Origin of the sequence: Indolivaga macrotermitis, from assembly GCF_900128985.1 — a bacterium.
Taxonomy (GTDB): Bacteria; Bacteroidota; Bacteroidia; order Bacteroidales; family Dysgonomonadaceae; genus Dysgonomonas_A; species Dysgonomonas_A macrotermitis.
Genome location: NZ_FQUC01000001.1, coordinates 165,729 through 189,800 on the forward strand (window position 1 = coordinate 165,729; position 24,072 = coordinate 189,800).

The 24,072-nt window shown below is 39.3% G+C and carries 27 protein-coding genes; 12 read left to right on the forward strand and 15 right to left on the reverse strand.

The window, feature by feature from the left end:
• Nucleotides 1-38 precede the first annotated feature (38 nt).
• The 10 genes from BUC12_RS00730 to BUC12_RS00775 all read right to left on the reverse strand — a co-directional run bounded on the left by BUC12_RS00730 (nucleotide 39) and on the right by BUC12_RS00775 (nucleotide 9,758).
• Complete coding sequence (locus BUC12_RS00730; protein ID WP_062175265.1) at nucleotides 39-596, reverse strand: 4Fe-4S dicluster domain-containing protein; 558 nt, start codon at nucleotides 594-596, stop codon at nucleotides 39-41.
• Nucleotides 597-898: 302 nt separating this feature from the next.
• On the reverse strand, nucleotides 899-2,011 hold the full coding sequence (locus tag BUC12_RS00735; RefSeq protein ID WP_062175266.1) for an ABC transporter permease: 1,113 nt from the start codon (nucleotides 2,009-2,011) through the stop codon (nucleotides 899-901).
• Nucleotide 2,012: 1 nt separating this feature from the next.
• The gene (locus tag BUC12_RS00740) at nucleotides 2,013-3,116 is read right to left on the reverse strand and encodes an ABC transporter permease (RefSeq protein ID WP_062175267.1); all 1,104 of its coding nucleotides are present in this window, start codon (nucleotides 3,114-3,116) and stop codon (nucleotides 2,013-2,015) included.
• On the reverse strand, nucleotides 3,116-3,853 hold the full coding sequence (locus BUC12_RS00745) for an ABC transporter ATP-binding protein (RefSeq protein ID WP_073357273.1): 738 nt from the start codon (nucleotides 3,851-3,853) through the stop codon (nucleotides 3,116-3,118). The genes BUC12_RS00740 and BUC12_RS00745 overlap by 1 nt, the downstream gene beginning before the upstream one ends.
• Nucleotides 3,834-4,733: an ABC transporter ATP-binding protein gene (locus BUC12_RS00750; protein ID WP_062175268.1), complete on the reverse strand. Its 900-nt coding sequence runs from the start codon at nucleotides 4,731-4,733 to the stop codon at nucleotides 3,834-3,836. Before BUC12_RS00750 ends, BUC12_RS00745 begins: the two co-directional genes overlap by 20 nt.
• Before the next feature lie 104 nt (nucleotides 4,734-4,837).
• Nucleotides 4,838-5,878, reverse strand: coding sequence for an NAD(P)/FAD-dependent oxidoreductase (locus BUC12_RS00755; RefSeq protein ID WP_062175269.1), 1,041 nt, complete (start codon nucleotides 5,876-5,878; stop codon nucleotides 4,838-4,840).
• A gap of 43 nt (nucleotides 5,879-5,921) precedes the next feature.
• A complete protein-coding gene (locus tag BUC12_RS00760) occupies nucleotides 5,922-6,959 on the reverse strand; it encodes an NAD(P)/FAD-dependent oxidoreductase (RefSeq protein ID WP_062175270.1) in 1,038 nt (345 codons plus the stop codon).
• Nucleotides 6,956-7,873: an HlyD family secretion protein gene (locus tag BUC12_RS00765; protein WP_062175271.1), complete on the reverse strand. Its 918-nt coding sequence runs from the start codon at nucleotides 7,871-7,873 to the stop codon at nucleotides 6,956-6,958. The genes BUC12_RS00760 and BUC12_RS00765 overlap by 4 nt, the downstream gene beginning before the upstream one ends.
• Nucleotides 7,874-7,875: 2 nt before the next feature.
• Nucleotides 7,876-9,144, reverse strand: coding sequence for a TolC family protein (locus tag BUC12_RS00770; RefSeq protein WP_062175272.1), 1,269 nt, complete (start codon nucleotides 9,142-9,144; stop codon nucleotides 7,876-7,878).
• Nucleotides 9,141-9,758, reverse strand: coding sequence for a TetR/AcrR family transcriptional regulator (locus BUC12_RS00775; protein ID WP_062175273.1), 618 nt, complete (start codon nucleotides 9,756-9,758; stop codon nucleotides 9,141-9,143). Before BUC12_RS00775 ends, BUC12_RS00770 begins: the two co-directional genes overlap by 4 nt.
• A 177-nt stretch (nucleotides 9,759-9,935) precedes the next feature.
• On the opposite strand from BUC12_RS00775, the gene BUC12_RS00780 reads away from it, so the two are divergent.
• The 3 genes from BUC12_RS00780 to BUC12_RS00790 are packed head-to-tail and all read left to right on the forward strand — an operon-like array spanning nucleotide 9,936 to nucleotide 12,011.
• Entirely contained in the window at nucleotides 9,936-11,168 is a 1,233-nt protein-coding gene (locus tag BUC12_RS00780; RefSeq protein ID WP_062175274.1) for a DUF438 domain-containing protein, read from the forward strand.
• A 1-nt stretch (nucleotide 11,169) separates the two neighbouring features.
• Entirely contained in the window at nucleotides 11,170-11,688 is a 519-nt protein-coding gene (locus tag BUC12_RS00785) for a DUF1858 domain-containing protein (protein WP_062175275.1), read from the forward strand.
• 26 nt (nucleotides 11,689-11,714) lie between these two features.
• Entirely contained in the window at nucleotides 11,715-12,011 is a 297-nt protein-coding gene (locus tag BUC12_RS00790) for a cupin domain-containing protein (protein WP_062175276.1), read from the forward strand.
• Nucleotides 12,012-12,060: 49 nt separating this feature from the next.
• Here the strand turns inward: BUC12_RS00790 and BUC12_RS00795 are convergent, their stop codons facing one another.
• A complete protein-coding gene (locus BUC12_RS00795; RefSeq protein WP_062175277.1) occupies nucleotides 12,061-12,906 on the reverse strand; it encodes a hypothetical protein in 846 nt (281 codons plus the stop codon).
• A 184-nt stretch (nucleotides 12,907-13,090) separates the two neighbouring features.
• Here BUC12_RS00795 and BUC12_RS00800 point away from each other — a divergent pair, with 184 nt between their 5' ends.
• The 5 genes from BUC12_RS00800 (at nucleotide 13,091) to BUC12_RS00820 (ending at nucleotide 16,301) form a co-directional block, all read left to right on the forward strand.
• Nucleotides 13,091-14,449, forward strand: coding sequence for a Kelch repeat-containing protein (locus BUC12_RS00800; RefSeq protein ID WP_082141840.1), 1,359 nt, complete (start codon nucleotides 13,091-13,093; stop codon nucleotides 14,447-14,449).
• A 105-nt stretch (nucleotides 14,450-14,554) separates the two neighbouring features.
• Nucleotides 14,555-14,947 carry a DUF6249 domain-containing protein gene (locus BUC12_RS00805; RefSeq protein WP_062175279.1) on the forward strand — a complete coding sequence of 131 codons (393 nt, stop codon included), beginning with the start codon at nucleotides 14,555-14,557 and terminating at the stop codon, nucleotides 14,945-14,947.
• Between the two features lie 51 nt (nucleotides 14,948-14,998).
• Nucleotides 14,999-15,370 carry a DUF6249 domain-containing protein gene (locus BUC12_RS00810; protein ID WP_062175280.1) on the forward strand — a complete coding sequence of 124 codons (372 nt, stop codon included), beginning with the start codon at nucleotides 14,999-15,001 and terminating at the stop codon, nucleotides 15,368-15,370.
• Between the two features lie 3 nt (nucleotides 15,371-15,373).
• A complete protein-coding gene (locus BUC12_RS00815) occupies nucleotides 15,374-15,931 on the forward strand; it encodes an RNA polymerase sigma factor (RefSeq protein ID WP_062175281.1) in 558 nt (185 codons plus the stop codon).
• A 22-nt stretch (nucleotides 15,932-15,953) separates the two neighbouring features.
• Nucleotides 15,954-16,301 (forward strand): hypothetical protein, encoded by a 348-nt coding sequence (locus BUC12_RS00820; RefSeq protein ID WP_062175282.1) that lies wholly within the window; start codon nucleotides 15,954-15,956, stop codon nucleotides 16,299-16,301.
• A gap of 61 nt (nucleotides 16,302-16,362) precedes the next feature.
• On the opposite strand, the gene BUC12_RS00825 is transcribed toward BUC12_RS00820, so the two are convergent.
• From BUC12_RS00825 to BUC12_RS00835, 3 genes are all read right to left on the reverse strand, one after another.
• A complete protein-coding gene (locus BUC12_RS00825) occupies nucleotides 16,363-17,106 on the reverse strand; it encodes a shikimate dehydrogenase family protein (RefSeq protein WP_062175283.1) in 744 nt (247 codons plus the stop codon).
• 12 nt (nucleotides 17,107-17,118) lie between these two features.
• Nucleotides 17,119-18,000 (reverse strand): alpha-1,2-fucosyltransferase, encoded by an 882-nt coding sequence (locus BUC12_RS00830; protein WP_062175284.1) that lies wholly within the window; start codon nucleotides 17,998-18,000, stop codon nucleotides 17,119-17,121.
• A gap of 107 nt (nucleotides 18,001-18,107) precedes the next feature.
• On the reverse strand, nucleotides 18,108-18,308 hold the full coding sequence (locus BUC12_RS00835; protein WP_062175285.1) for a hypothetical protein: 201 nt from the start codon (nucleotides 18,306-18,308) through the stop codon (nucleotides 18,108-18,110).
• A 219-nt stretch (nucleotides 18,309-18,527) separates the two neighbouring features.
• On the opposite strand from BUC12_RS00835, the gene BUC12_RS00840 reads away from it, so the two are divergent.
• Nucleotides 18,528-20,069 (forward strand): glycine--tRNA ligase, encoded by a 1,542-nt coding sequence (locus BUC12_RS00840; protein ID WP_062175828.1) that lies wholly within the window; start codon nucleotides 18,528-18,530, stop codon nucleotides 20,067-20,069.
• A 135-nt stretch (nucleotides 20,070-20,204) separates the two neighbouring features.
• Nucleotides 20,205-20,870 carry an FKBP-type peptidyl-prolyl cis-trans isomerase gene (locus BUC12_RS00845; protein ID WP_062175286.1) on the forward strand — a complete coding sequence of 222 codons (666 nt, stop codon included), beginning with the start codon at nucleotides 20,205-20,207 and terminating at the stop codon, nucleotides 20,868-20,870.
• 18 nt (nucleotides 20,871-20,888) lie between these two features.
• On the opposite strand, the gene dacB is transcribed toward BUC12_RS00845, so the two are convergent.
• Nucleotides 20,889-22,331, reverse strand: a complete 1,443-nt coding sequence (dacB, locus tag BUC12_RS00850) for a D-alanyl-D-alanine carboxypeptidase/D-alanyl-D-alanine endopeptidase (RefSeq protein WP_062175287.1) — start codon at nucleotides 22,329-22,331, stop codon at nucleotides 20,889-20,891.
• 137 nt (nucleotides 22,332-22,468) lie between these two features.
• Between dacB and BUC12_RS00855 the strand changes: the two genes are divergently transcribed.
• Both BUC12_RS00855 and BUC12_RS00860 read left to right on the forward strand, forming a co-directional pair.
• Nucleotides 22,469-23,605: an AI-2E family transporter gene (locus tag BUC12_RS00855; protein ID WP_062175288.1), complete on the forward strand. Its 1,137-nt coding sequence runs from the start codon at nucleotides 22,469-22,471 to the stop codon at nucleotides 23,603-23,605.
• 71 nt (nucleotides 23,606-23,676) lie between these two features.
• Nucleotides 23,677-24,060 (forward strand): DUF3127 domain-containing protein, encoded by a 384-nt coding sequence (locus tag BUC12_RS00860; RefSeq protein ID WP_062175289.1) that lies wholly within the window; start codon nucleotides 23,677-23,679, stop codon nucleotides 24,058-24,060.
• Nucleotides 24,061-24,072: the final 12 nt, after the last annotated feature.

The following is a 24,072-nucleotide window of genomic DNA, read 5'->3' on the forward strand; positions in this document are numbered from 1 at the left end:
AGTACAGATATCATTTACAGATAATCCGCAGGGCATATTTATTTCGGACCGGAATGAACTTCGCCGGTCTTTGAAAAAATGTTCGATATTTGTTTTTTGTCTTTTACGACTTCGGGTAATATGGGCAATTTGCCTTTCATAAACATTCCGGGCGCTACATTCATATCCTGAAGAAGTTTCAGGCTGCGGACTTTATATCCTGCTACAAGCCCTATCTCGTAGAGCCGTCCGGTATATCGTACCGAGTCGAGAAATGCACGGTGGAAAGAGAGTATGTTTTTCGATTTTTTATTGACACTATTCTGTTCAAGGGATTTTTCGCGCATATAGTCCATCAGTGAAGGAATATCTATTTGCATCGGACAACGGGTCAGGCAGTTCTGACAGGATACACATAACCAGATAGATTCGGATTTCAATACCGATTGGTAATTGTCTTCATCATTGGTCTGCAACATGCGCATTACCATACTGGGAGGATAGTCCATATCTTCGGCTACAGCGCATCCGGCTGAGCATTTACCACATTGGTAACACCGGTTGACATTTACTCCGGTTTTTCCCTTGATAGTTGTTATATAGCCTTGTTTTTCCATGACAATAGTTAGATCTTCTTCATTTAAGGTAACCTTAATATATCAAGAAATGTAAATCTTGAATTTCAAAATATATCTATTTTGTCATGTAAAAGTAGCAAAATGAATATTTATAAATGTAAATAATAAGCTAAAAAAGCCTATATGAGCTTATATTTATAATGATTCTAAATAAAATAGCATATATCTATCTCTATATAAATGGAATATATCAAGCAATAGCAAGTATTTAATAATGTATTTTCATGGTATAACTAACTATTGTTGTTTTACTTACCAAAGTAATAAATAGGTCTGAGACCTCAGTTGGTTTTTTTATAGCTCAAGATAGCCCAGATGTTACATACAATAGCGAAACCGATGGTTGCAAATAGCTGAGGCAGAATGTCGAACAGTCCGCTACCTTTGATAAATATGAGCCGAATAACTTCGATAAAATAACGGATAGGATTAATAAGTGTCAGCATTTGTGCCCATTGCGGCATACTGCTGATAGGTGTGAGCATTCCGCTCAATAGTACAAATATCAGCATGAAGAAGAAGGCGATCAGCATCGCTTGCTGCTGTGTTTCGGAATAATTGGAGATAATCAGCCCGATACCGCTGAATGCCAGCAGATAGAAAAATGAGAAGAAATAGATAATAAGAATATTTCCCGCGGGGATCAACCCGTACATCAGCCACGAAGCAATCAATCCGATGGTGAGCATCACATATCCGATTATCCAGAAAGGTATCAGTTTACTCAGAATAAATGTAGCTTTGCCGATAGGTGTTACGTTAATTTGTTCCATTGTACCTTTCTCTTTCTCGCGGACTATATTTAAGGCAGATAGCATTCCCCCGATAATGGTTATAAGCAGTACTAATATGGCAGGTACCATAAATATCCGGTAATTCATTTCGGGATTATAACGAAAATAGGTAGATACCTCAATATTATTGGTCAGGCTCGAACTTTGCCCTGTACTGCTGATAATATCCCGGTTAAAGTCGGTAATAATTTGTGAAATATAATTGCTGCCCAACGAAGCCTTCTGTCCGTTAATCGCATTTACGGATAGCATCAGTCCAGAGGATTGTTCCTTTATCAGGTCATTTTCAAAATTCCGGGGTATTTCCAGAATCAGGTCGGCTGTATTTTGTTCTATGGAGATCATTGCCTCCTCGTACGAATCAGAATAATCAGTAAGTTTGAAATATCCGCTCGATATGGCTTTTTCGATCAGTTGTTTTGATAGGGTACTCTTGTCATTATCAATAACACTAAGCGAAATATTGCGTTGCTCGAACGTGGCTGCCCACGGAAATATCAATAGTTGTATAAGCGGCATCATCAGGATAATACGCAGCATGGTTTTATCCCTGAATATTTGGAGAAACTCTTTTTGGAGTAAGAATTTTAATGTTCTCATTTTACAATCGGTTTTTGAATTGTTTGATACTGATTGTTAATAATACGACAGCCATCAGAATAAGTATTCCGCATTCGAATGCAATCGCTTCGAATCCCATTCCTTTGAGCATAACATCTTTCACTGCCGATATAAACCATTTAGCCGGAATAATATTAGAGATAGCCCGCAATAGCCACGGCATATTTTCGATAGGATATATTAAGCCTGATAGTAAAAGTGTAGGCACCAGTAGCCCCACGGCACTTATAATCATAGCTACCCGCTGTGTATCTACTATAGAGGATATCAGTAAACCTAATGACAGGGCTGATATGATGAATAGTATGCCTAAAAAGAGTATCAGAAATATATTGCCGACAATAGGAACATCCATCAGAAAATGAGAAATAAACAGAATACTTAATATATTAACGAAGGCGATTGCCAGATAGGGAACAGCCTTAGCCAGTACAATATATACAGGCTTGATAGGAGAGACCAGCAGTACTTCCATAGTGCCTTCTTCTTTCTCGCGGACAATAGAGATGGATGTCATAATCGCACAGATAAGCATCAACACGAGTCCTATAATTCCCGGGACGAAGTTGTATGAACTGATCAGCTGCGGGTTGTATAACATCTTCTGTTCGATGTGTATCCGGTAAGGTATCGTCTCGTTTTTACTGAGATCCTGCTGGAAATCGGAAATAATTAATTGTCCGTATCCTGCTACAATAGACGCTTCACTGGCGTCAGAGGCATCGGCAAGTAATTGTACTCTAGCTGTACCCGTATGTTGCAATTCGTTTGCAAAATCGGATGGGATAACAATTACCAGTTTGGTTTTTCCTTTATGAAATTCACGTTCTATATCGTCGTAAGAGTGCAGGTCACTATAGTGTATGAAATATTTGTTGCCTGCGAACTTCTCTACAAGTTGCCTCGAAGCTGTACTTCCAGACTCATCGAGAACCGAAAACCGCACATCTTTAATATCAGAGGTAATGGCATACCCGAATAACAGCAATTGTATAATGGGCATTGCCAACAGGATAAATAAGGTACGTTTGTCCCTTGTTATATGGTATACCTCTTTTTTTACAAAATTGAAAAATTGTCTCATCAGTCGTCCCCCCTTTTTGCTTTTCTTGCCAACGTGTAGAATACTTCTTCCAGATTGTCGGCACCAAATTGTTTACGTAAATTCGATGGAGTATCTAATGCTTCTATTTTACCATCTACCATAATGGATATCCGGTTGCAATATTCGGCTTCGTCCATATAATGCGTGGTAACGAATGCAGTAATTCCCCTGTCGGCAGCCTCATAAATCATTTCCCAGAATATCCGTCTGGCAATAGGGTCGACACCGCCTGTCGGTTCATCCAAAAAGACTATTTTGGGTGTATGAAAGGTGGATACTGCAAACGAAACCTTCTGCTTGATGCCTAACGGTAAAGACTCAACCAGAGCATTTTGCTCGTTCTGTAAGCTCAAGTCTTGTATTACCTGCTCGCCTTTCATCTTTATTTCCTTATCGGACATACCGTAGATTCCCCCGAAGAGACGCATGTTTTCTTTGATGGTCAGGTCTTCATATAACGAAAACTTCTGGCTCATATAACCGATATTTTGTTTTACCAGGTCGCGCTGTTTATATATGTCGTATCCGGCAACTGTGCCCTGTCCGGATGTCGGTTCGAGTAATCCGCAAAGCATCCGCATAGCGGTAGTTTTTCCTGCACCGTTCGCCCCGAGAAAGCCGAATATTTCGCCTTGTCCTACTTCGAATGATATGTGGTCTACTGCCGTGAAGCTTCCGAACTTCTTGGTAAGGTCTTTAATTATTATTGCTTCCATTATCCATCAATTCAATAAAACAATCTTCTATACCGGGTTTAATCTCCATCATTTCAGTACCATGTATTTCTATAGGCCTGTTGTCCTGGAATGTTATATGCAGGTATTCGCCGAAAATATAGCAACTTCTTATTTCACTATTATCTTTTAGTTTTTGCAGTAAATGGTAATTATTGTTTGACTTAATAGCGAACAAGCGATAAGGAAATTGATCCAGAATACCCGATGGGGTATTTATCGACATTATTTGTCCGTTCTGTATCAGGGCTATGCGGTCACACATATTCGCCTCGTCCATATACGGTGTCGATACTAAAGTTGTAATGTTCTGATTACGCAGGGTACGGAGCATTTCCCAGAATTCTTTACGTGATACGGGATCTACACCTGTAGTAGGTTCGTCGAGCAAAAGGATACTAGGCTTATGTATCAGGGAGCAGCAAAGTGCTAGCTTTTGTTTCATTCCTCCTGACAATTGTCCTGCACGACGGTTTTTGAACGGCTCTATCTGTACATATATATCTTTGATAAATTCATAATTAGCATCGAGGGTAGTGCCAAATAATCCGGCGAAAAACTCAAGATTCTCTTTGATTGTTAAATCTTGATATAAAGAAAATTTACCCGGCATATAGCTGAGAATGTTGCGTATTTCACGGTAGTGATTCACAACGTCCAAATTTTCGATAGATGCACTGCCTTTGTCTGGTAAAAGGAGGGTTGCCAGAATCCGGAATAAGGAAGTTTTTCCTGCACCATCAGGACCTATCAATCCGAACAGTTCACCGTGATTGACTTCAAAATTAATATTTTGCAAGGCTTTTACCGGAGATTCTCCTCCGTACATTTTTGTAATATTATTAATAGATATGGCTGCCATATACCCTTTTTGTGCGTGATTTATATTTAAATAGAGACAAAACACCCCTCCGCCTATTCAAAAATCTTGTTGGCGGTTGTTCTATATGCTTTAAAAAGTCAAAGTTATTTTGCTATATAGGAATCTATTGTTTTACAAATTCTGTTATAAAGCGACTTCCGTTTACTTGTTCGATAAAATATCCATTGTCCAAATCCGCTGTAAAACAACAAAGCCAGATTGCGTATTTTGCGTATACGCAGGATTATCCTTTGGTTTACTTCTTTGAACTCTTTATCGACCAGAATAGAGGTAGCTGCATTTTCTCCGGTTTTCATCGCATAGAAAAGCCCTTCGCTGGTAACCGAATCTGTGTAGCTGCCTGCATCGCCTATAAGGATGATGTTTTTACGGAACTCGTAGTCGATATTGTCCATTGTAGGTATGTATGCACCCCTTATTTTTCCTTCTTTTGATAAATCATAATGTTCGAGCATATCATCAAACTCATTCAGTGATGGCGTACCTGCATGTCCGTATCCCACTACATATCCGTTCTCGTTCGGGAAAAGATACCCATAACCCATTTTGTAACGTTTGTCGAAAAATATCTTGATATTCTTTTCTGATTTGTCCGCTACGCTCTTTTCCATCCATACCAATCCTTTACTGTGATTGGGGTCTATATATTTTCGGACAATACTGTTGGCTCCGTCAGCACCGATAAGGTAATCGCACGAAACTACCGATTTGTCTCCTAAAGTAAGATATATTCTATTTTCTTTCTCTTCGATAGAAGCAGCTTTTGCATGGAGTACTTCGCCTCCAATTTCTTTGTAACGACTTAAAAGTACATTATCGAAATCTTTGCGTATGACGGTACGTATACCTTCCGACATCCGGAAATTAGCCAACAATTGCTTGCGAGAGTATATTTCCATCTGGTATACAGTCTGATAATCATACTTCAGATCAGTATATATTCTTTCGAGCAGGCGAACCGATTTAGGGGTCAGGCCTCCGCCACAGGTCTTATCACGAGGAAACTCTTTCCGTTCTATAATCAGGCATTCCTGTTTGTTTTTGGCAAGAATATACCCACAGACACTGCCCGCAGGTCCTGCACCTACGATAATGGTCTTTATATGCCTGATAGTTGTATTCATTGTTTACTTTTTGGGATAAATTCTTTTCTAATGCGAAGATACTTTACCTCGCCAGATACTCATCAATCTTTCGGCGTATGCGGTCATACATAAAGTCCGTTGTACAGAAATACACTACAGGTACATGTACCAGTTTATTGTAAAAATACTCCGACAACATATTTATTTTCCGTATACGGTTGGTAATGCCTATACATAGATCTTTATAGGATTTGCCTTCCGAGACAGACTGGGCGGCAAATGCTCCTGTCTGGATAGCATAAAAGATACCTTCACCCGAAATGGAATCGACAAATCCCCCGGCGTCTCCTATAAGTATAATCTGATCGTGCATACGATATTCGATATTGTCGAATATAGGGAGATATGCCCCTTTCTGCTTTTCGGTATTGGGGAGATGGGAGGTTGTTATCCTCCTGCTGAATTCTTCCCTGTTGGTTTCCGTATCTCCGTATCCGATAACACAACCTTCGGGATTAGGGAACATATACATGTAGCCTTTATCCAGATGGTAATCGAAAAACAACTTTATGTGGTCAAAGCTCTTATCTGTAATGGTCTTTTCGAGCAAAAGCATTTTGCGGTTGTTTTTCGGTTGAAGATACTTTCGTACTATGCTGTTTGCACCATCGGCCCCGATCAGTTTGTTGCACGAAAGGCGGCTTCCGTCGGCTAGCGTTACAAATATTTTACCGTCTTGCTCCTCTATTCCGGTTGCCCTGCCGTGTAGTATTTGGCCTCCTGCTCTTTTGTATGCATCCAGCAGAGTGTTGTCAAAGTCTTTGCGGCAAACCACTCGTATTTCGTCCGAAAGAGGAAATTTGCGGCTTCTTTTCTTTCCGAGATTCACTTCGAGAGTTTTAACCGGCTTATAGTCGTAAGTCAAGTTGTCGAAAATTTTGTCTATTAATCTATAACATTTGGGGGTAAGTCCTCCTCCGCAGACTTTGTCTCTGGGGAAAGTACTCCTTTCGATGATTAAACATTCGTTTCCTTTTTGTGTCAGCATGTATCCGCAGGTAGTACCGGCCGGGCCTCCGCCAATAATGATTGTTTCGAAGTGTTTGGTTTCAGTGTTCATTTGTCTTTCTCTTTAAAGTCAACATCCCCGTACATTCCGATCTTTATAGCACCGTCAGTATTGGTCACAGCCACTTTGATGGCGTATACCAGATTTTGTCTTTCGTCTTTGGTCTGAATGGTTTTTGGGGTAAATTCAGCCTTGTCCGAGATCCAGGTGACACGTCCCGCATAAGACTTTTGTCCGCCTTCCGATCCCGACTCGTTGATAAAGATAGTAACATTTTGTCCGATTTTCACTTTTTCGAGTTGATTAGAAACAATATATGCTCTTAAATATAAATTCTGCGTATCGGCGATTTTAAACAGTGGTTTTCCGGGAGAGACAACTTCGCCCTCCTCACTGTATTTGTTCAGGATAGTACCGTCGATCGGGCTGTTGATCTTACATTTTGTAAGCATATCTTCCACCTGAGCTATTTGTATGTCGACGGACGAGGCTTGCTCGTTCAGGCTGTTTACAGATGTGCCGATCGAGTTGGTTTGTGCTTCCAGTGTTTTTTGTAATACTTTCAGTTGGCTGTTGGCATCGTCAACCTGCTTTTGAGTAGCTGCATTAGCTGCAAAAAGATTATCTACACGTCTTTTTTCAATTTCGGCTTTGGCTATTTGTTCCTTAGTTGCAGCTATCTGGAGGCTGAGGTCGGGGCGGCTTACTATTACCGATTTATGTGAAGCCAGTAACTGAAGCTTTTTCAGATAGGTCTGTGTACTGTCTATATAACCTGCATACTGACCTTTGGTAAGTACGTCGCCTTCCGTGATACTGAAGCTTTCGATTCTTCCCGAAGCTTCTGCCGATACAATAACTTCGGTAGCCTCGAAAGTACCCGAAGCGTCGTGTTCGAATTTGTTATTATTGCAAGCCCATAAACCTGCGAGTACGAATATATATGCGATGTATTGCGTTTTCATAATCAGTAACCTTTGATGTTGTTATAATTGTATATGCTGTATAAATATTGTATCTCGTGCAGAGCCATGGTTTGTCGTGCCTGATTTTCGGCATTAATATCTTTTATCAGGTCGTTTATGGTATATATTCCGTTGCGGTATTTGCTGTCGCTGGCGTTTTTCACTCTTTCCCGTAGAGCGATTATCTGCGTGTCTTTTTCTAATAAGTTCTTATACTTCTGTATTTCGTTCGATGTCTGCGAAGATTCCATTGTATTATTGAATAAGAATGTTTCTTCCTGAATGTTTACAAGTTGCCGTTGTGTTTCTATCAGCCTCTGCTCATTCTTTTTTGTGTATAGGTTTCCGAATTTCCAGGTGAGTTTCACACCACCGATAGCGAATAACTTAAATTGGTCTTCGAGCATATTTAATCCTGGACGTCCGTATCCTCCTTGAGTGAACAGCCCTATGTTAGGCATATTCTTGGCAGAGATAGCTGTTTCCTGTTTGTTGAGCAGTTCTAATTGCTTGTTGTAATAGAAAAGCTCGGGACGGTTATTTTGTTCGGCAACTATGGCTGAATTGGGAGTTGTCAATTGGTGTTCCGGCGTAATCTCTTGTTTGATAAAAACAGATAACATATCAGTATAAGATTTCCGCGAAGCTTTTAATTCGGTCGTTTGTTGCTCAATATTGAGGATCTCAACCTGAATGGCATCTATATCTGATTGCATGGCAGTTCCGTTTCGAAACGAGGCATTCACGAAGTCGAGAGTTGTATTCAGGCTTTCGGTATTTAGTTTAAGAATCGCGATCTGCTTATCTATAGAAAGGATACCGAAATATAGCTGGTTTACCCGGTCCCGTATCTGGTACAAATTTACCTCCAGGCTTTGCTGTTCTACTGCGGTGTTTGCTTTAATAATTCCCTGTTGAGCCGAGGTTTGTCCTCCATCCCATATGACCTGATTGATATCGATTGTCGCTTTGTACTGATCTTTGCTCATGGACGGAATATCCATTCCGAATTGAGATATATCGATAGGTAGTTTAGTCACATCCGACTGGTATGTAGCCTGTGCATTGAGGGTTACTTGCGGGAGGTAACTTTTTCCTGCGTTTTCGAGGTTAAATTTTTCCGACCGGCTGATAAGCCCATATTGTTTGATGAGCGGGTAATTGTCACGGGCTTTCGACTGACATTCATCTAAAGTCAATTGTATAGTCTGTGCAGGTAAACTGCTTATTACTATCAGTGAAACAACAATATATGATAAGAGCTTTTTCATATTTCCATTTTTAAGAATGTCTTGATCTCTTTGGGTATTAATTTTCGTCTCTCGCTTATAAATTGCCAGTATGACTCTTCATCTAATCCAAATATGCTTAACAGCAAAGGCTTACCTATAAACGGAAAGATTGTCATCGAAACTACATTTATTATTATATGTGTAGGGCTTACCTCCTTCAATCCGGAATCTTCGATCTGCTTTTCTAACAATCTCTGTAGTCGGCTTGTTTTTACAATGTTCAAAGGAAAACCTGATTTTTCGATAAATTTTCCGGGATCAGCCTGTATTTGCCCTAATACGAATAACGGAAGATTTGGATTCTCGATCAGAAGGTCTATATATTTCTCTACTATCCGGTCTATCATTTCGGGAAGGCTGAGTTTTTCATTATTCATTATGCCACTCAGGAATGCGATCAAATTATGAAGGCTTTCACCCATGATTAGCTCGAAAAGCTTCTCTTTACTTCTGAAATAGTAATTGAGCAGAGCAAGATTTATTCCCGCTTCTTCTGCTATGTCCCTCGACTTAGTCATTCCATAACCCTTTTGCTGGAATAGTCGGCGAGCAGCTTCCTTTATTCTTTCTTCTGTTGTTATGTCTTTTTCCATTCCTTTTCCTCTATTTAATGTTACAAAAGAAGATTAAATTTTTGATTTAAACAAATGATTAAAACAAGAATTTAATTATTTGTTGGAAATTTTATTGCTACTGTAACAAATGATACAAATTTGAGGTATCCGGAGTATCTATTTTTGTTATATACAAAATATAATACCTTATCACTTATGAGTGAACTAATTAATAATTCAGCAAAACGGAAAGAACTTCTCAAACATCTTATCTTACAGCTACATTCGGGCGAAGCTCCTGATGTAGTAAGAAAGAGATTGGAAGAGTATCTAAGAACCGTACCTTATAATGAAGTAGTAGAAGTAGAACAAGAACTTATATCCGAAGGTTTACCTGAGGAGGAAGTGTTACGCTTTTGTGATATTCACACAGCAGTTTTAGACGGGCGTATCGAGCAAACTCACGCAAAACCTGTACCTGCAGGGCATCCTGTGGATACATTCAAAAAAGAGAATAGAGAGCTGGAAAAAGTGATTACACAAGTACGGGCTCTGTTTGAAAAAGTACCGGGCTTAGAGGCTTCCGAGGTTAAAGGTTTTCTGTTGAAACTAAAAGCTTTGTATAATGCCCTCTCGGATGTGGACAAGCATTACCGCCGAAAAGAATACCTGTTATTCCCATTTCTGGAGAAACACGGGATAACAGGCCCTCCCAAAGTAATGTGGGGAAAACATGACGAAACAAGGGAGTTGTTGAAAGCCGCACATGAAGTACTCGATATACAAGAGGAAATTTCCGTTCAGGATTTATGTACGGTTATCGTATATACACTAGAGCCTGTACTGGCTTCGCTGGAAGGTATGATAATGAAAGAAGAAGAAATTCTTTTACCTATGTGCATGGATACACTGACCGATATAGAGTGGTACCAGATATACCAACAGACACTCGAATTTGGTTTTTGCCTTTATGATCCGCAGTACAAGTGGCAGCCCGAAGATATTCAAGTTGGTGAGGTTTCGTATTCCGGAAACGGAAATGTACAACTGCCCACCGGTAGTTTTTCGATAGACGAATTGACAGCCTTTTTCAACCTTTTACCAATGGATATTACATTTGTAGACAAGGATGATAGAGTGAAGTTCTTCTCTTTGGGGCCACACCGGATATTTGACCGTAACAGGGCTATTATTGGTCGCAGTGTTCAGCTGTGCCATCCTCCCGGAAGCGTACATGTTGTAGAACAGATATTGAATGACTTTAAAAGTGGAAAGGAATCGAGAGCTGCATTCTGGATCAATTTCAAAGGACAGTTTATATATATCGAGTATATTGCTATGAGAGGAGAGAACGGCGAATATCTGGGAGTTGTAGAATGTACCCAGGATCTGACTGCTTTACGAAAACTGGAAGGCGAACAGCGTTTACTCTCATATTCGTCACACTGATATGGAAAAGCCGGATATAACACTGCAAACTAAGGTTGGAGAGATTCTGCAATACTATCCCGAACTCGAAGATGTACTGTTGAGTATGTCTCCTGCTTTTGCCAAGTTGAAAAATCCGATCCTCAGGAGGACAGTGGCTAAAGTAGCGTCTTTAAAACAAGTCGCTGAAGTAGGTGGTATTGATGCAGGATTCCTGATTTCTACTTTACGTAAGGCTGCAAACCTTATGCCTGCTACCACGGATACAGATGGCGCAGATTTGCTTACTCAGCCAGAACCGGACTGGATAAATATTCAGGGAGTAACAGATGTTATGGATGTATGTTCTGTAATAGAGCAGGGAAGAAGCCCTATGAACCAGATATTATCCCGGGCGGCACAGTTAGAAAATCAACAGGTGCTGAAACTGATAACACCGTTTGTCCCGGTTCCGATCATAGATATACTGAAAAACAAAGGTTATAAATGCTGGAGTAAACAGAATGAACTTTTAGTCGAAACATATATATTAAGGTCTTAGACCTACTAACTGAAATAACTGGAAAAATGACAATTAAAATTATAAAAAAAGAATTGGAATCGGCAAAACGCCCTGTTCCACGTGTCTTAAAAAGTGGTGATAAATTTAAGCTAATACTTATTGGGTTTAAAGATAAGATGGTGTTGGATGACCACAAAACAGATATTCCCGCACGCCTCGTGGTTCTCGAAGGGAAGGTAATTTATAAAGAAGGAGATAAAACTGTAATGCTTACTCAATACGACGAAGTGGGTATTCCGGTAAATGTAATCCATTCGGTAACTGCATTAGCAGATAGCTTATGTATGGTTGTAAAAGGGTGAATTACTACATAATTTAAAAGGTTGAGGTTGTACTTGCCATAGTGCAACCTCAATTTTTAGGTTCCGCAATAACAAAATGACTATGCCATTCATTCCACTCATCATATACCTCGAGTAAGACAATTCTGGATGTATTGGTTTCCCAGATATATTTTGGAAGAAGATTTTTATCCCCTTTTTTAAACGTGTTTTTATACATATCTGTAATAGCTTCCCTATCCTTATCGTAACTTAGTTTCGGTATATCGTATAGTCCGGTGATATAATCATAGATTATTTTCTCTTGTTCCTGTTCATAGAATCTTTTTTGCTCATCATGAGGGATTGTCGCTGTACTTTCCAATTGAAAATATATTTCCAATGCAGGCGATTCGTTTTCGTATAATTTTCTTGTGTAAATACTATACCGGGAATCAAGGATGTTTGTTGTACCATAAATAGCGCTTTGGCTCTCAGTTATATCTTTCCAGTTGTAGCCCAGTATTTCACGTCCATTTTTAATATTAACGATTATGGTATCGGCTAATACCATTTTTTTGTCTTTGAATCCTTGCAGTATTGTGTGGTATTTGCCTTCGGACGAAAAACTATGTCCCCATGAGAATGTAAATTCAGAAGTCCTCATTATTTCGAAAAGCCCGTCTAGTTCAGGAATAATCCAAATCAGAGAATCGTATGACTCCCTTACTTCCAGCATAGTACAATCTCTGTCTGGATATAAGGTAAATTGGACATTCTCGAAAATATTAGCATCTTTGGCTGATGTGTTTATTCCAAGGCGAACAAAACCGGAATCTTCCGGATGGTTTCCTCCTCTATTAGAATCCGATGGCTCATCGTTGGAACAAGACACTAAGAGAAATAGAAAGGAAAATATCAATAATATGTTTTTCATTAATATGTAGTGTTAGTTATAAACACAAAAATAACGAATTCGCAGAACAAATACCCACTTAGAATAAAAATAAGAGGATTTATCCTATCTTATCATGTTGAGATGCATCTATTGGTTGTAATGATGTTGTTGTTTTAACAGAATGGTTTATCTTTAAGCAATTTAATCTTAAATTTAAGCACACATGAACACTCATCTCAAATTTTTTCTCATTTTCTTTCTTATTCCGTTATGTATACTTGCACAGGATAGAATAGTAGTAAAAGACTTTATGACCGGTGAGACTTTAGCAGGGGTAGGGGTATCGCTCAAAAATACAGACAGACAGGTAATGACCGACAATAATGGAGCTTTCAGCCTGAAAAGGTTTAAAAATATTTCGGATAAAGATATCCTGTTATTTACTATAGTCGGTTATGCTCCCTTGGAAATAGCTGTTGATCAGATAAAGAAGGCAAATAACGAGGTTCTGCTGAAAGAAAAGGCCGAGACATTAGGGCAGGTGACCGTTACAGCCGATGCACAGCCCGATTTGCTGGCACTTTTAAAATTTAAAGAACTGTCATCTATGCCCGACGAGCTGTCTTATTTTGGCGTAACACTAGCCGAAGGTAAAATATATATAATGGGCGGAGACCAGTCGATAAACGCCCGGACAGCCGAAAGCTCCTTTCTCGATGATAACTACCGGGGAGAGAGTATGAAAGGAATGGTCGGAGGTGATATTGCTATAGAGTTATACAGGCATAGCGACAAGATATATGTTTATGATATATTGGCTGATTCGTGGAGCTTATCGCCTCATAAATTGTCGAAAAGAGCTTTTCATAATGTCCACTACAACAATGGAAAAATATATGTACTCGGAGGAAAACAATTATCAAAGAATATAAAACTCGAGCGGTTGAACGATAAAGTTGAAGTATATACTATTGCGCAGGATACGGTGCTTACAGCTGAGGCAAATCCGCATCAGGCAGTTAACTTTGCATCGGTACTGGTCGATAACAATATTATAGTATTAGGAGGATCGGTAAAGTATAGGGAACTGACTAATCAGATAGTAAAGGAATATACCAATAAAGTACATCTTCTCGACCTGAGTACCGGTCTCTGGTATGAGATGCCCGACCTGCCCAAAGAACATGGAGAGGAAACCAAAGGTATTATAGCCGGAAATAAAATTTATCTGGTAGGAGGTTATCGCGAACGGGCTTTGTCTTCCATATCTACCTACGATATCACTACCGGGCAGTTTAACGTGGTAGATAAATTACCTTATGTAATAGAACGTCCGGCTTTAGCCTACAACGGTAATGGTACTGTTTATATATATGATAGCGGAAAGTTATTTACATATGATATACACAATCGGGAACTGATAGGGTATCATGTCGATATTGAGGTGTCAAATGCCGAAATGCTATTTGATAATGGTTCTTTATATATACTCGGCGGATTAAAGGAAAATGTACCTGCATCTAAGATGTATTGTATAAATGTAGCTGATATGGAAAAAACAAAACCACATCGTTTTGACTAAATTGGAGGGGTTTATAACAAAAATAATCCGAAAAAATGTAACCTAAAAAGAATACCCCCGGTCATATTCATGAAAACAAATTATTAATTAAAAAAATAAAATATCATGGATAGCGGAGATTGGGTACCTGTAATTGCAATATTATCGTCAGTAGCATTACCTGTTGGATTCGGTTTGTTCTTAGGTTTAACGGGGATGCGTAATAAACATGCCGAAAGTATGGAATTGATAAAGCAAGGAGTGATTCCGGATGAAGTGAGTAAACCTATCCCTAATAAACTAAGGTCTTTGCGAAATGGATTTGTATGTGTTGCCGTTGCCGTCGGGATTATTTTAGGAATGGTGTTGCAGGATCTTACTGATTTCGGAAGGAGCAATGAGTTTTTTGTGCTCGCTGCTTGTATTCTTCTATTTTTAGGATTGGCTTACATTGCCTTTTATTGGGTTACATTTTCAATAAAAGATGAGTTTTCTCAAAATAATAGCAAAAAAGTGTAACCTGAATTATCTTTGTCTGGTCATATTAATGAAATCAAATATATAATAATTATGGAAATAATAGATGAACTGGTTCCCATTATAGCTATACTGTCTACAGTAGCTTTACCCATTGGGTTCGGGATGTTTCTGGGGTTATCTTCGATGCGTAGCAAGCACCGGGAAAATATGGAGCTGATAAAACAAGGCATTGTTCCTCCATCGCAAGGTAAACCAACCCCCAATAAATACAGATCGTTACGCAACGGCTTTCTTTGTGCCGGTATTGCTATCGGGCTCATTTTAGGAGTAATATTGCAAAATGTGACTAACATGAGCGAAGAGTCCGGATTTTTTATTCTGGCAGCCTGTGTCCTTCTGTTTCTGGGATTGGCATACGTCTTGTTCTACTTAGTGATCAAAGATAAAGACCTGGACGAGTAAAAGATGGATGAGAAGCAACTGATACGAAAAGTGCTAAAGGGGGATACGTCCGCCTTTGCCCATTTTGTGGATACCTATCAGGATATGGCGGTAACTATCGCCTATCGTATCTGTGAAAACAGGCAGGATGCAGAGGATATCGTACAGAATGCTTTTGTGAAGGCTTATCATAACCTGCATACCTTTAGGTTGGACAGTAAATTCTCGACATGGTTTTATCGTATTGTTTATAATACAGCATTGACCCATATAAGCGCGACAGGTTTTAATACCGAGTTTGTCGATTACAAGCATATAGATGACGACAACCATTCGGAAGATTGGAATCCATTGGCACAGATCGAAGAACAAGAGCGAAAAGAAGTAATAAACCGTACATTGGGCATGTTGCCCAAAGATGAGGCACTGATACTGACTCTCTTTTATCTAGAAGAAAATTCGGTGAAAGATGTATCACAGATAATGGCGCTTAGCGAATCCAATGTCAAAGTAAAGTTGCATCGAGCCAGAAAACGTTTTGCTGAAACATTAGGCAGGGTAATGCAAAAAGAACAATTTTGAATTTTAATAGAAGAAATAAGTTATGAGTAAAGAAAATGAAGATAAATTGCGCCACTTGTTTTCGGGTACAGGAGAAAAGGCCGGAGACAATCTGCGATACAGAATAATGAGGCAGATCGAGACCGAATCGGCATTAGTACGTAAAAAAGCGAAAGACTCCGGATCATTATTTACCACTATCTTTCCGGTACTAGGGGTTATGTATACAATTGTAGGAGCTATTGTACTGGCTGTGTATATGACTTATGGCAGCGAAGCTTTGTTGTCGACTCCGGTTTTTCTGCCGATCATATTTGTGACATCGGTTTGCAGTGTTTATCTGCTGATCTCGGCTTTTGACGAACGAAGACGAAAGCATACAAAAAAATGAAAGAATAAAAAGAGAAACCTGAAAATAGGCTTTCCTTTTTATTCTTTATGATTTCAGATATTTATTGATTCCAGATTTCCCAAGCTGCCATGGCTTGTAGTTCCAGCATTTCAGCACCGTTCTTTATTTTGGCGCCCCGCCTTTCTCCCAGATCCAGAAACTTAGTCAACGGAGGATTGTATACCAGGTCGAAGAGAAGATGGTCTTTACCTATATATTCATAAGGGATATTCGGGCATTCATCTACATTCGGAAAAGTTCCTACAGGAGACGCATTCACTATCACCTTATATTCATCCATTACATCCTTAGTCAGTTCATCGTATGTGAGGACTCCGTCCCTCTTTGTGCGGGATACATACTGGGTACTTAATCCCAGATGCTTGAGCCCATATTCGACTGCTTTAGATCCACCCCCTGTTCCCAGAATCAAGGCTTTCAGGTGAATTGCCGGATCGAGAAGAGGTGATATAGATCGCTGGAAGCCGATAAGATCAGAGTTATAACCTTTCAGATGCACTTTTCCTTCCCTACGGGTTATTTTTATCACATTTACAGCTCCGATAGCCGCTGCTGTAGTATCCATCTCATCCAGAAGAGGTATGACCTGTTCTTTGTAAGGGATGGTAACGTTCAACCCCTGTAATTTAGAGTATTCGTTTACAATATCGCTAAGCATACCGATATTGGCTATTTCGAAATTAAGGTATTGGGCATCAATCTCTTCTTTTTTAAACTTCTCACCGAAAAACCGGTAAGAAAAAGAATGCTTAAGAGGAAAACCAATAAGACCAAATGTTTTCATTTGCGTTTGTTTTTAAATTTCAATTACAGACCAGCTTTCAGGAATAAAGTCATGGATATTAGTTGTAGAGTTATTCCACTTGGATGGAGCGAAGGTAAGCCCCTCGTCGTCAGCGAGCCATGCTCCCCACCAGCTGAAAGAGCTGTTAGCTACAATATGATGTTTACAAGCCTGCATAAGGCACATATCTTTCCATGAGTCGGCTCCTGTATTATGTTCGATGAGATTATATGGTTTAAGAAAGCCAAAGTTTTCTTTAATATATAACGGATCATCCGAAAATATATAAAAAGACAATGGATTTGTATCCGAATGGCAGCCTATTAATTTTTCTATAGCTTTCTTATAATATTCAAGAGGTAACACATTATGCTCCTTACTGATGGATGCTTTCAGGTAATCTCCCCTGCGAATATGGATACTGACCGAAACCTCTTGGCTCATTTTCTCTCTAAGTGACTCGTTTAAGGAATCTAATTGAGGAAAAGTAAAGTCCCGTAAAATATCCTGTCTGATATTTTTAAAGTACACCTCCGACTGAAAATAGCCATCCATATATACATATTTCTTTCTTGATATATGAATTGTTTGCCTGTTTGCAGTTTGCCTGATAACATCCGGCCTGCTATTCGTAAGAAAACGCCTGATCCGGTTTTTGAATCCGTAAGAGAATAATTGTATATATAGATCATCAGACAGATAGCTGGCTCGCAGATTATTGAATATACTCAATTCAAAGTGACGGGCGGTAAATGTATCTGATGAAATATGATTTTTTTTCAAAAAGTTTAAATCGAAGAAGACATTTTTATAAGAGTCTGTTTCTAGCTGTCTTGCGGCAGCATATTGGAACATCTGGTTTCCTAATCCTCCTTGTAATCTTGTTATTATCATGAATTAATAAGTGCAGCGTTCAAAAATAAAAGAAAGCGAATTAGATGCCAAAGATATAAAAAAACGGTAAATATCAGGAGTTTGGCAAGTCAGGCTGTAATCGGATATCATTTCTTATGGTAGTTCTTAAAGAACAGAAAATAAAAAAGATAAACAAGCAGAACGGTGACACATAGCACCCCGATAGTAGCACCCGACTTCCAGACAATAGTCCACGATATAGGTTGTATTCCCCAAAGGGCCAGCACGGTTAATGTAGATCCGGTCAAAACTATTATTGTAATTAAAACTCCAAGCAGTGCTCTCATACAAAATGTTTTTAAATTAATATTTACCTGAACAAAATCGTAATACCTAAAACTTTATCCGTAAAAATAAAGAAAAAAATATCACTTTCATATTTTCGCTCTCTATATCGCAGATTATTTAAGGGAAATTTGCAAAAAAAGCATTTACTTTGCTGATTCGAAAAGAAATAGTAAAAAATAGGGGCTTTTATGCCCCGGAATGTAGACTTAAAAGACAATATGGCACAAGAAGACGTTTTCAAGAAAATTGTTTCGCACTGTAAAGAGTATGGTTTCGTATTTCCATCGAGCGAAATTTATGATGGATTGGGAGCTGTTTACGATTACGGTCAAAACGGAGTCGAACTGAAAAACAATCTCAAAAAATATTGGTGGGATAGTATGGTATTACTCAACGAAAACGTTGTGGGCATTGACTCGGCTATATTTATGCACCCGACTATCTGGAAGGCGTCAGGTCACGTTGATGCATTTAACGACCCTTTGATTGATAATAAAGATAGTAAAAAACGATATCGTGCCGATGTACTTGTTGAAGACTATCTGGCTAAGATCGATGAAAAGATCGAAAAGGAAGTAGAAAAAGCAGCAAAAAAATTCGGTAATAGTTTCGATGCGGCAATGTTCCGCGAAACAAACGCTCGGGTTAAAGAGTATCAGGCAAAAAGGGACGAGGTACATGCCCGCTTTGCGAAAGCCCTTAATGACTCGAATCTTGAAGAGCTTCGTAATATCATAATAGACTGCGAAATAGTATGTCCTATAAGTGGAACACGCAATTGGACTGAAGTACGCCAGTTTAACCTGATGTTTGCGACGGAAATGGGTTCTACGTCAGACGGTGCGATGAAAGTATATTTGCGTCCTGAGACGGCACAGGGTATTTTTGTAAATTTTCTGAATGTGCAAAAGACAGGCCGTATGAAGATTCCTTTCGGTATCGCTCAGATAGGAAAGGCTTTCCGTAACGAGATTGTAGCCCGTCAGTTTATATTCCGTATGCGCGAGTTCGAACAGATGGAAATGCAATTTTTCGTACGTCCGGGCGAAGAACTTGATTGGTTCCGTAAATGGAAAGACGTCCGTATGAAATGGCATAAAGCTTTAGGTTATGGCGATGCTAAATACCGTTACCACGACCATGATAAATTGGCACACTATGCGAATGCTGCTACTGATATAGAGTTCGAAATGCCATTCGGTTTTAAAGAGGTAGAAGGAATCCATTCGCGTACCGATTTTGACTTGAGCAGCCACGAAAAGTTCTCGGGTAAAAAATTACAATATTTCGATCCGGAGTTGAATAAATCATATACTCCGTATGTTGTTGAAACATCGATAGGGGTAGATCGTTTGTTCCTTTCCACTATCGCAGCGTCTTATTTCGAAGAAAAACTGGAAAACGGTGAAGACCGTGTGGTCTTGAGGCTTCCGGCAGCACTTGCTCCGATTAAGCTGGGCATTCTTCCTCTGGTTAAAAAAGACGGATTACCCGAAAAAGCACGCGAAATAATGGATGTTTTAAAATTCGATTTCAAATGCCAGTATGATGAAAAAGACAGTGTCGGAAAACGTTACCGCCGTCACGATGCTATCGGTACACCTTTCTGTGTAACAGTCGATCATCAGACATTAGAAGACAATACAGTTACTATCCGTTACCGCGATACTATGACTCAGGAGCGTGTCGCTATAGATCAATTGTCGAATATTATATCGGAACAGGTTAGTATGAAGAGCTTGTTGAAAAAGCTTATCTGATAATTTTTTTAGGATTTATTATATAAGAAGGAGGGCTGTAATTCGGCTCTTCTTCTTTTATTTACATTTTTTATAAGAGACTTCACTCAAAATGTCCTATTTTTGCGACAAATAATCATTGATTAATATTTTCAAATGAAGAAGAAAACATACTCGATATTTTTCGTACTATTTGCATTCAGCCTATTTTTTGCTACATCTTGCTTGAATAACGATGATGATGAGGTGGAAATCGACGAAGAATGGAAAGCCTTGAATGATACCCGTTTTAATCAGGCTGCTGCAGATGCGTCCTTAACTGGATTGGAATCTCAAACAGGCGGAGGAAAAGTATATTGGAAAAAATCGACTGTGATTACAGATTCGGATAATCCTTCAGCCTCAATCCGTGTGACTGTAACAGGTAAGCCCGAATTTACAGATACTGTAGGTGTCAGGTATGAAGGCTGGTATTTTAACAAGGATGGAGATAAAGTTATTTTCGATTCAACTGAAAACGAATCCTTGACCAGTACAATAAACGGAACCGGAAATCCTAATAAAGAAACCCGTTATCTTGCGGTGAACCCGGCTACAACCAGTTCTTCTTCCAATAACTATATCGGAGGTATGATCGAGGGTTGGTCTACTCTTATACAGGATATGGTAACAGGCGAAGAACGTGACGTTTGTATCCCTTACGTGTTGGCATATGGTGGTACAGCCCGTACATCATCCAATTATGTTGTTATCCCGGCATATACAACACTTTGGTTCAGAATAAAGTTGATTAAAATATACCCGATGAAAGGTTTGTCTTAAAGAAAACGACTTACACTTTCAAAAAGTATTTAATAACAAAGTTTCAATAGCCTTCACAGTTTGTCTGCGGGGGCTATTGTAATTATTTACCATAACCGAAAAGGCATATTTCTTATTACCATCGATGTAGTAACCTGCAAAACACTGCACATTCGCTATACTTCCGCTTTTCATCACTACTTTGCCCTCCAAGCGTGTACCTTTCAGAACATTGCGTACCGTACCTTCTTTTCCGGCTTTAGGTAATGACTCGTAAAAAGATTCACTGTATTTGCTCTGAGTCTTCATATATACCAGTATATCACACAACATCTGTGCACTTATGGCATTGGATGGAGCAAGTCCGCATCCGTCATAGATGTGCATAGAGTTTGTGTCTATACCTTTACTCTGCCAGAATAATCCGGTTTGCGTAATGCCTTCAGGCAAGGGGTTTGTGTATGAGTCTTTATTGCCTAGGGTACGCCCGATTGTACGCATCAGGTGTTCGGTATAATGATTATTGCTTTTTTCATTGATAACCCTGATGATTAGTTTTAAATCGGGAGAAAGGTGTGTGTAGAATAGATTCTCGTTATTATAGGCCAACCTGAAAGTATTATACATTTGTTCAAAATATTGGGTACGTGCTGTACTTATATTTCCAATAGTGTATCCTTCTTCACTAAGTCTCTGCGAGAGGATATTGCCAAGCATTAATCCCGGATCGGGAATATCGCCTTTTATCGAAAATGATTTGCGGTTTGCCGGGATATCTCCTACTAAAGTCCTGTAGTTGCTGAATGGTTGTCCGTTGATATATCCGTTGTCTTGGCTACTACTATTGGTTTTTAATGTATTAAGAAAAATCAGTTCAGGCATATCGGGCTGTGTCTTTACAATACGTGGAGCTTCGTCAAAAGACTCTGTGTTGAAGTACAACCGGTAAAGATTGTCGTATATACTGATGCCGTATGTTCCGGCAGCAAAGTAATTACCAAGGTCTTCTTGTAGCCATTTGGAGGAAACTCCTGTATAACCGAAATAGCTGTCGTCAATGTATATGTCGATAGGCAGATCCGATCCGGTTTTTTTCTTTATCTGTATAATCCAGTCATTTAACCAATCGTTGGCACCCCGTCCGATGTGTTCGCTTCCCAGTGTGGGATCGCCATATCCATGGATAATAAGCCGCTGAGGATTGCCGGCATCTAAGCTCAGGGTAGTAGGGAAACTATAGTTATCGCCCAAAACTTCTAAGGCTGTTGCGGTTGTTACTATCTTGAGGGTTGAGGCAGGAGTCAGGGCGGCATCTTTATTATAAGAAGCGACTTCTTTGCCGTTCAGGTCTTTGACGCAGAATCCGAGTAATGCGTTCTCAAATCCCTGAGTGTTTACGAAAGTATTTATTGCTGCTGTATTCTGGGCGAAACCTGTAATACTGAAAATACCTGTAAAAAGGACTAATAGTATATATCTCATATTTCTAATATAAATTGAGGATTCATATTTAGTACAAATCTCTATCTGTAAATTAATTCTTATCGAATTGTTACCCAATCTGTACGAAAAAAAATATCTTTGCAAAGATAAAATATTTAAAAAGACTTCATTTCCTTATGGGTAACAGTTTTGACCGTCCATTTACATTTGATAGAGTTATTCGTTTAACTATAAGCGTATTATTGCTTGCTGCCGGGATTTATCTGATTTATATCCTGCGGAGTGTGTTGCTTCCTTTCCTTATCGCTTGGCTGATTGCATATTTACTTAATCCGATTGTGCGTTTTCTTCAGGATAAGTTACGTTTGAAGAAACGCTATCTGGCTGTGATGCTTACGTTTGTATTACTGATCGGAGCCCTTGTGCTGCTATTTATGGGGATTACTCCATTGATAGAGAGAGAAATATTTCAGATAAACAACCTGATAGCGACCTACCAGTTACAGTCACTTGAGATCAATGGAATACCACTTAGCGTGCATGATTTTATAGAGAAACATGTCGATTTTCAGTCTTTACGGGATACCTTATCTACCGAAAATGCGACTGAGACTCTGAAGTATATTATGCCAACCGTACAGAATATGCTATCGAGCGGAATATCTTTTATACTGGGATTCACAGTTGTGTTTATTGTGATCCTTTATATGATATTTATTTTGCTCGACTATGATAAAGTGAATAAACTCTGGATGGATATGGTGCCTCCGCGTCATCGTCCCAGAGTAAGTAAACTTACAGCTGATGTGGAAAAAAGTATGAATACTTATTTCCGCCATCAGGCTCTTATATGTGTGATTGTCGCAATCCTGTTTGCCATCGGTTTCCAGATAGTAGGCTTGCCTTTGGCTATTGTTTTGGGTGTATGTATAGGTGTCCTGCATATGATACCGTATATGCATATTATCAGTATAGGGCCGGCTATTTTACTATGTTGGTTGAAGGCGTCTCAGACCGGACAGGGTTTTTGGGCGCTTGTCGGTATGGTATTGCTTATATATATCATTATCCAATGTATAATTGATATTATTCTGGTGCCCAGGATAATGGGAAAAGCAATGGGGTTGAATCCTGCGATAATTTTACTTTCCTTATCTATTTGGGGATTTCTGATGGGTATAGCGGGCATGATTATTGCGATACCGATGACTACATTGCTGATATCTTATTATCAGAGTTTTATAAATAAAAAGGAAAACTCCGATAATGACGAGCAGACAGAAAGTCAGGATAATGAACTCGCAAATGAGTAGTTTTTTGTACCTTTGCTCATTGGAGACAGAGATGAGATAAGAGCTCATCTTATTAAAAAAACAAATTTGTTATGCAATTAACTGCTAAATTAGTTCAGTTATTACCTCTTCAGTCAGGAATGGGTAAAAATGGAGAGTGGAGAAAACAAGACGTTATAGTTGAGACAGATGGCCAATATCCTAAAAAGGTATGTATTTCCATATGGGGTGATAAAGCCGATGAGTCTGTACTTCAAATAGGTAATATATTAGATATATCATTCGATGTCGAAAGTCGTGAATATAATGGACGTTGGTATACCGATATCAGAGCATGGAAAGTAGAAATAGCTGCGCCAATGGCCGGTGGTGGTTATGGTGCTCCAGCATCAGCTCCTGCTCCTAATTATCAGCAAGCTCCTCCTGCTGCACCGGCAGATTTCAGTGGAGACAGCGCCGACGATCTGCCGTTTTAAAGAACTTCCAGA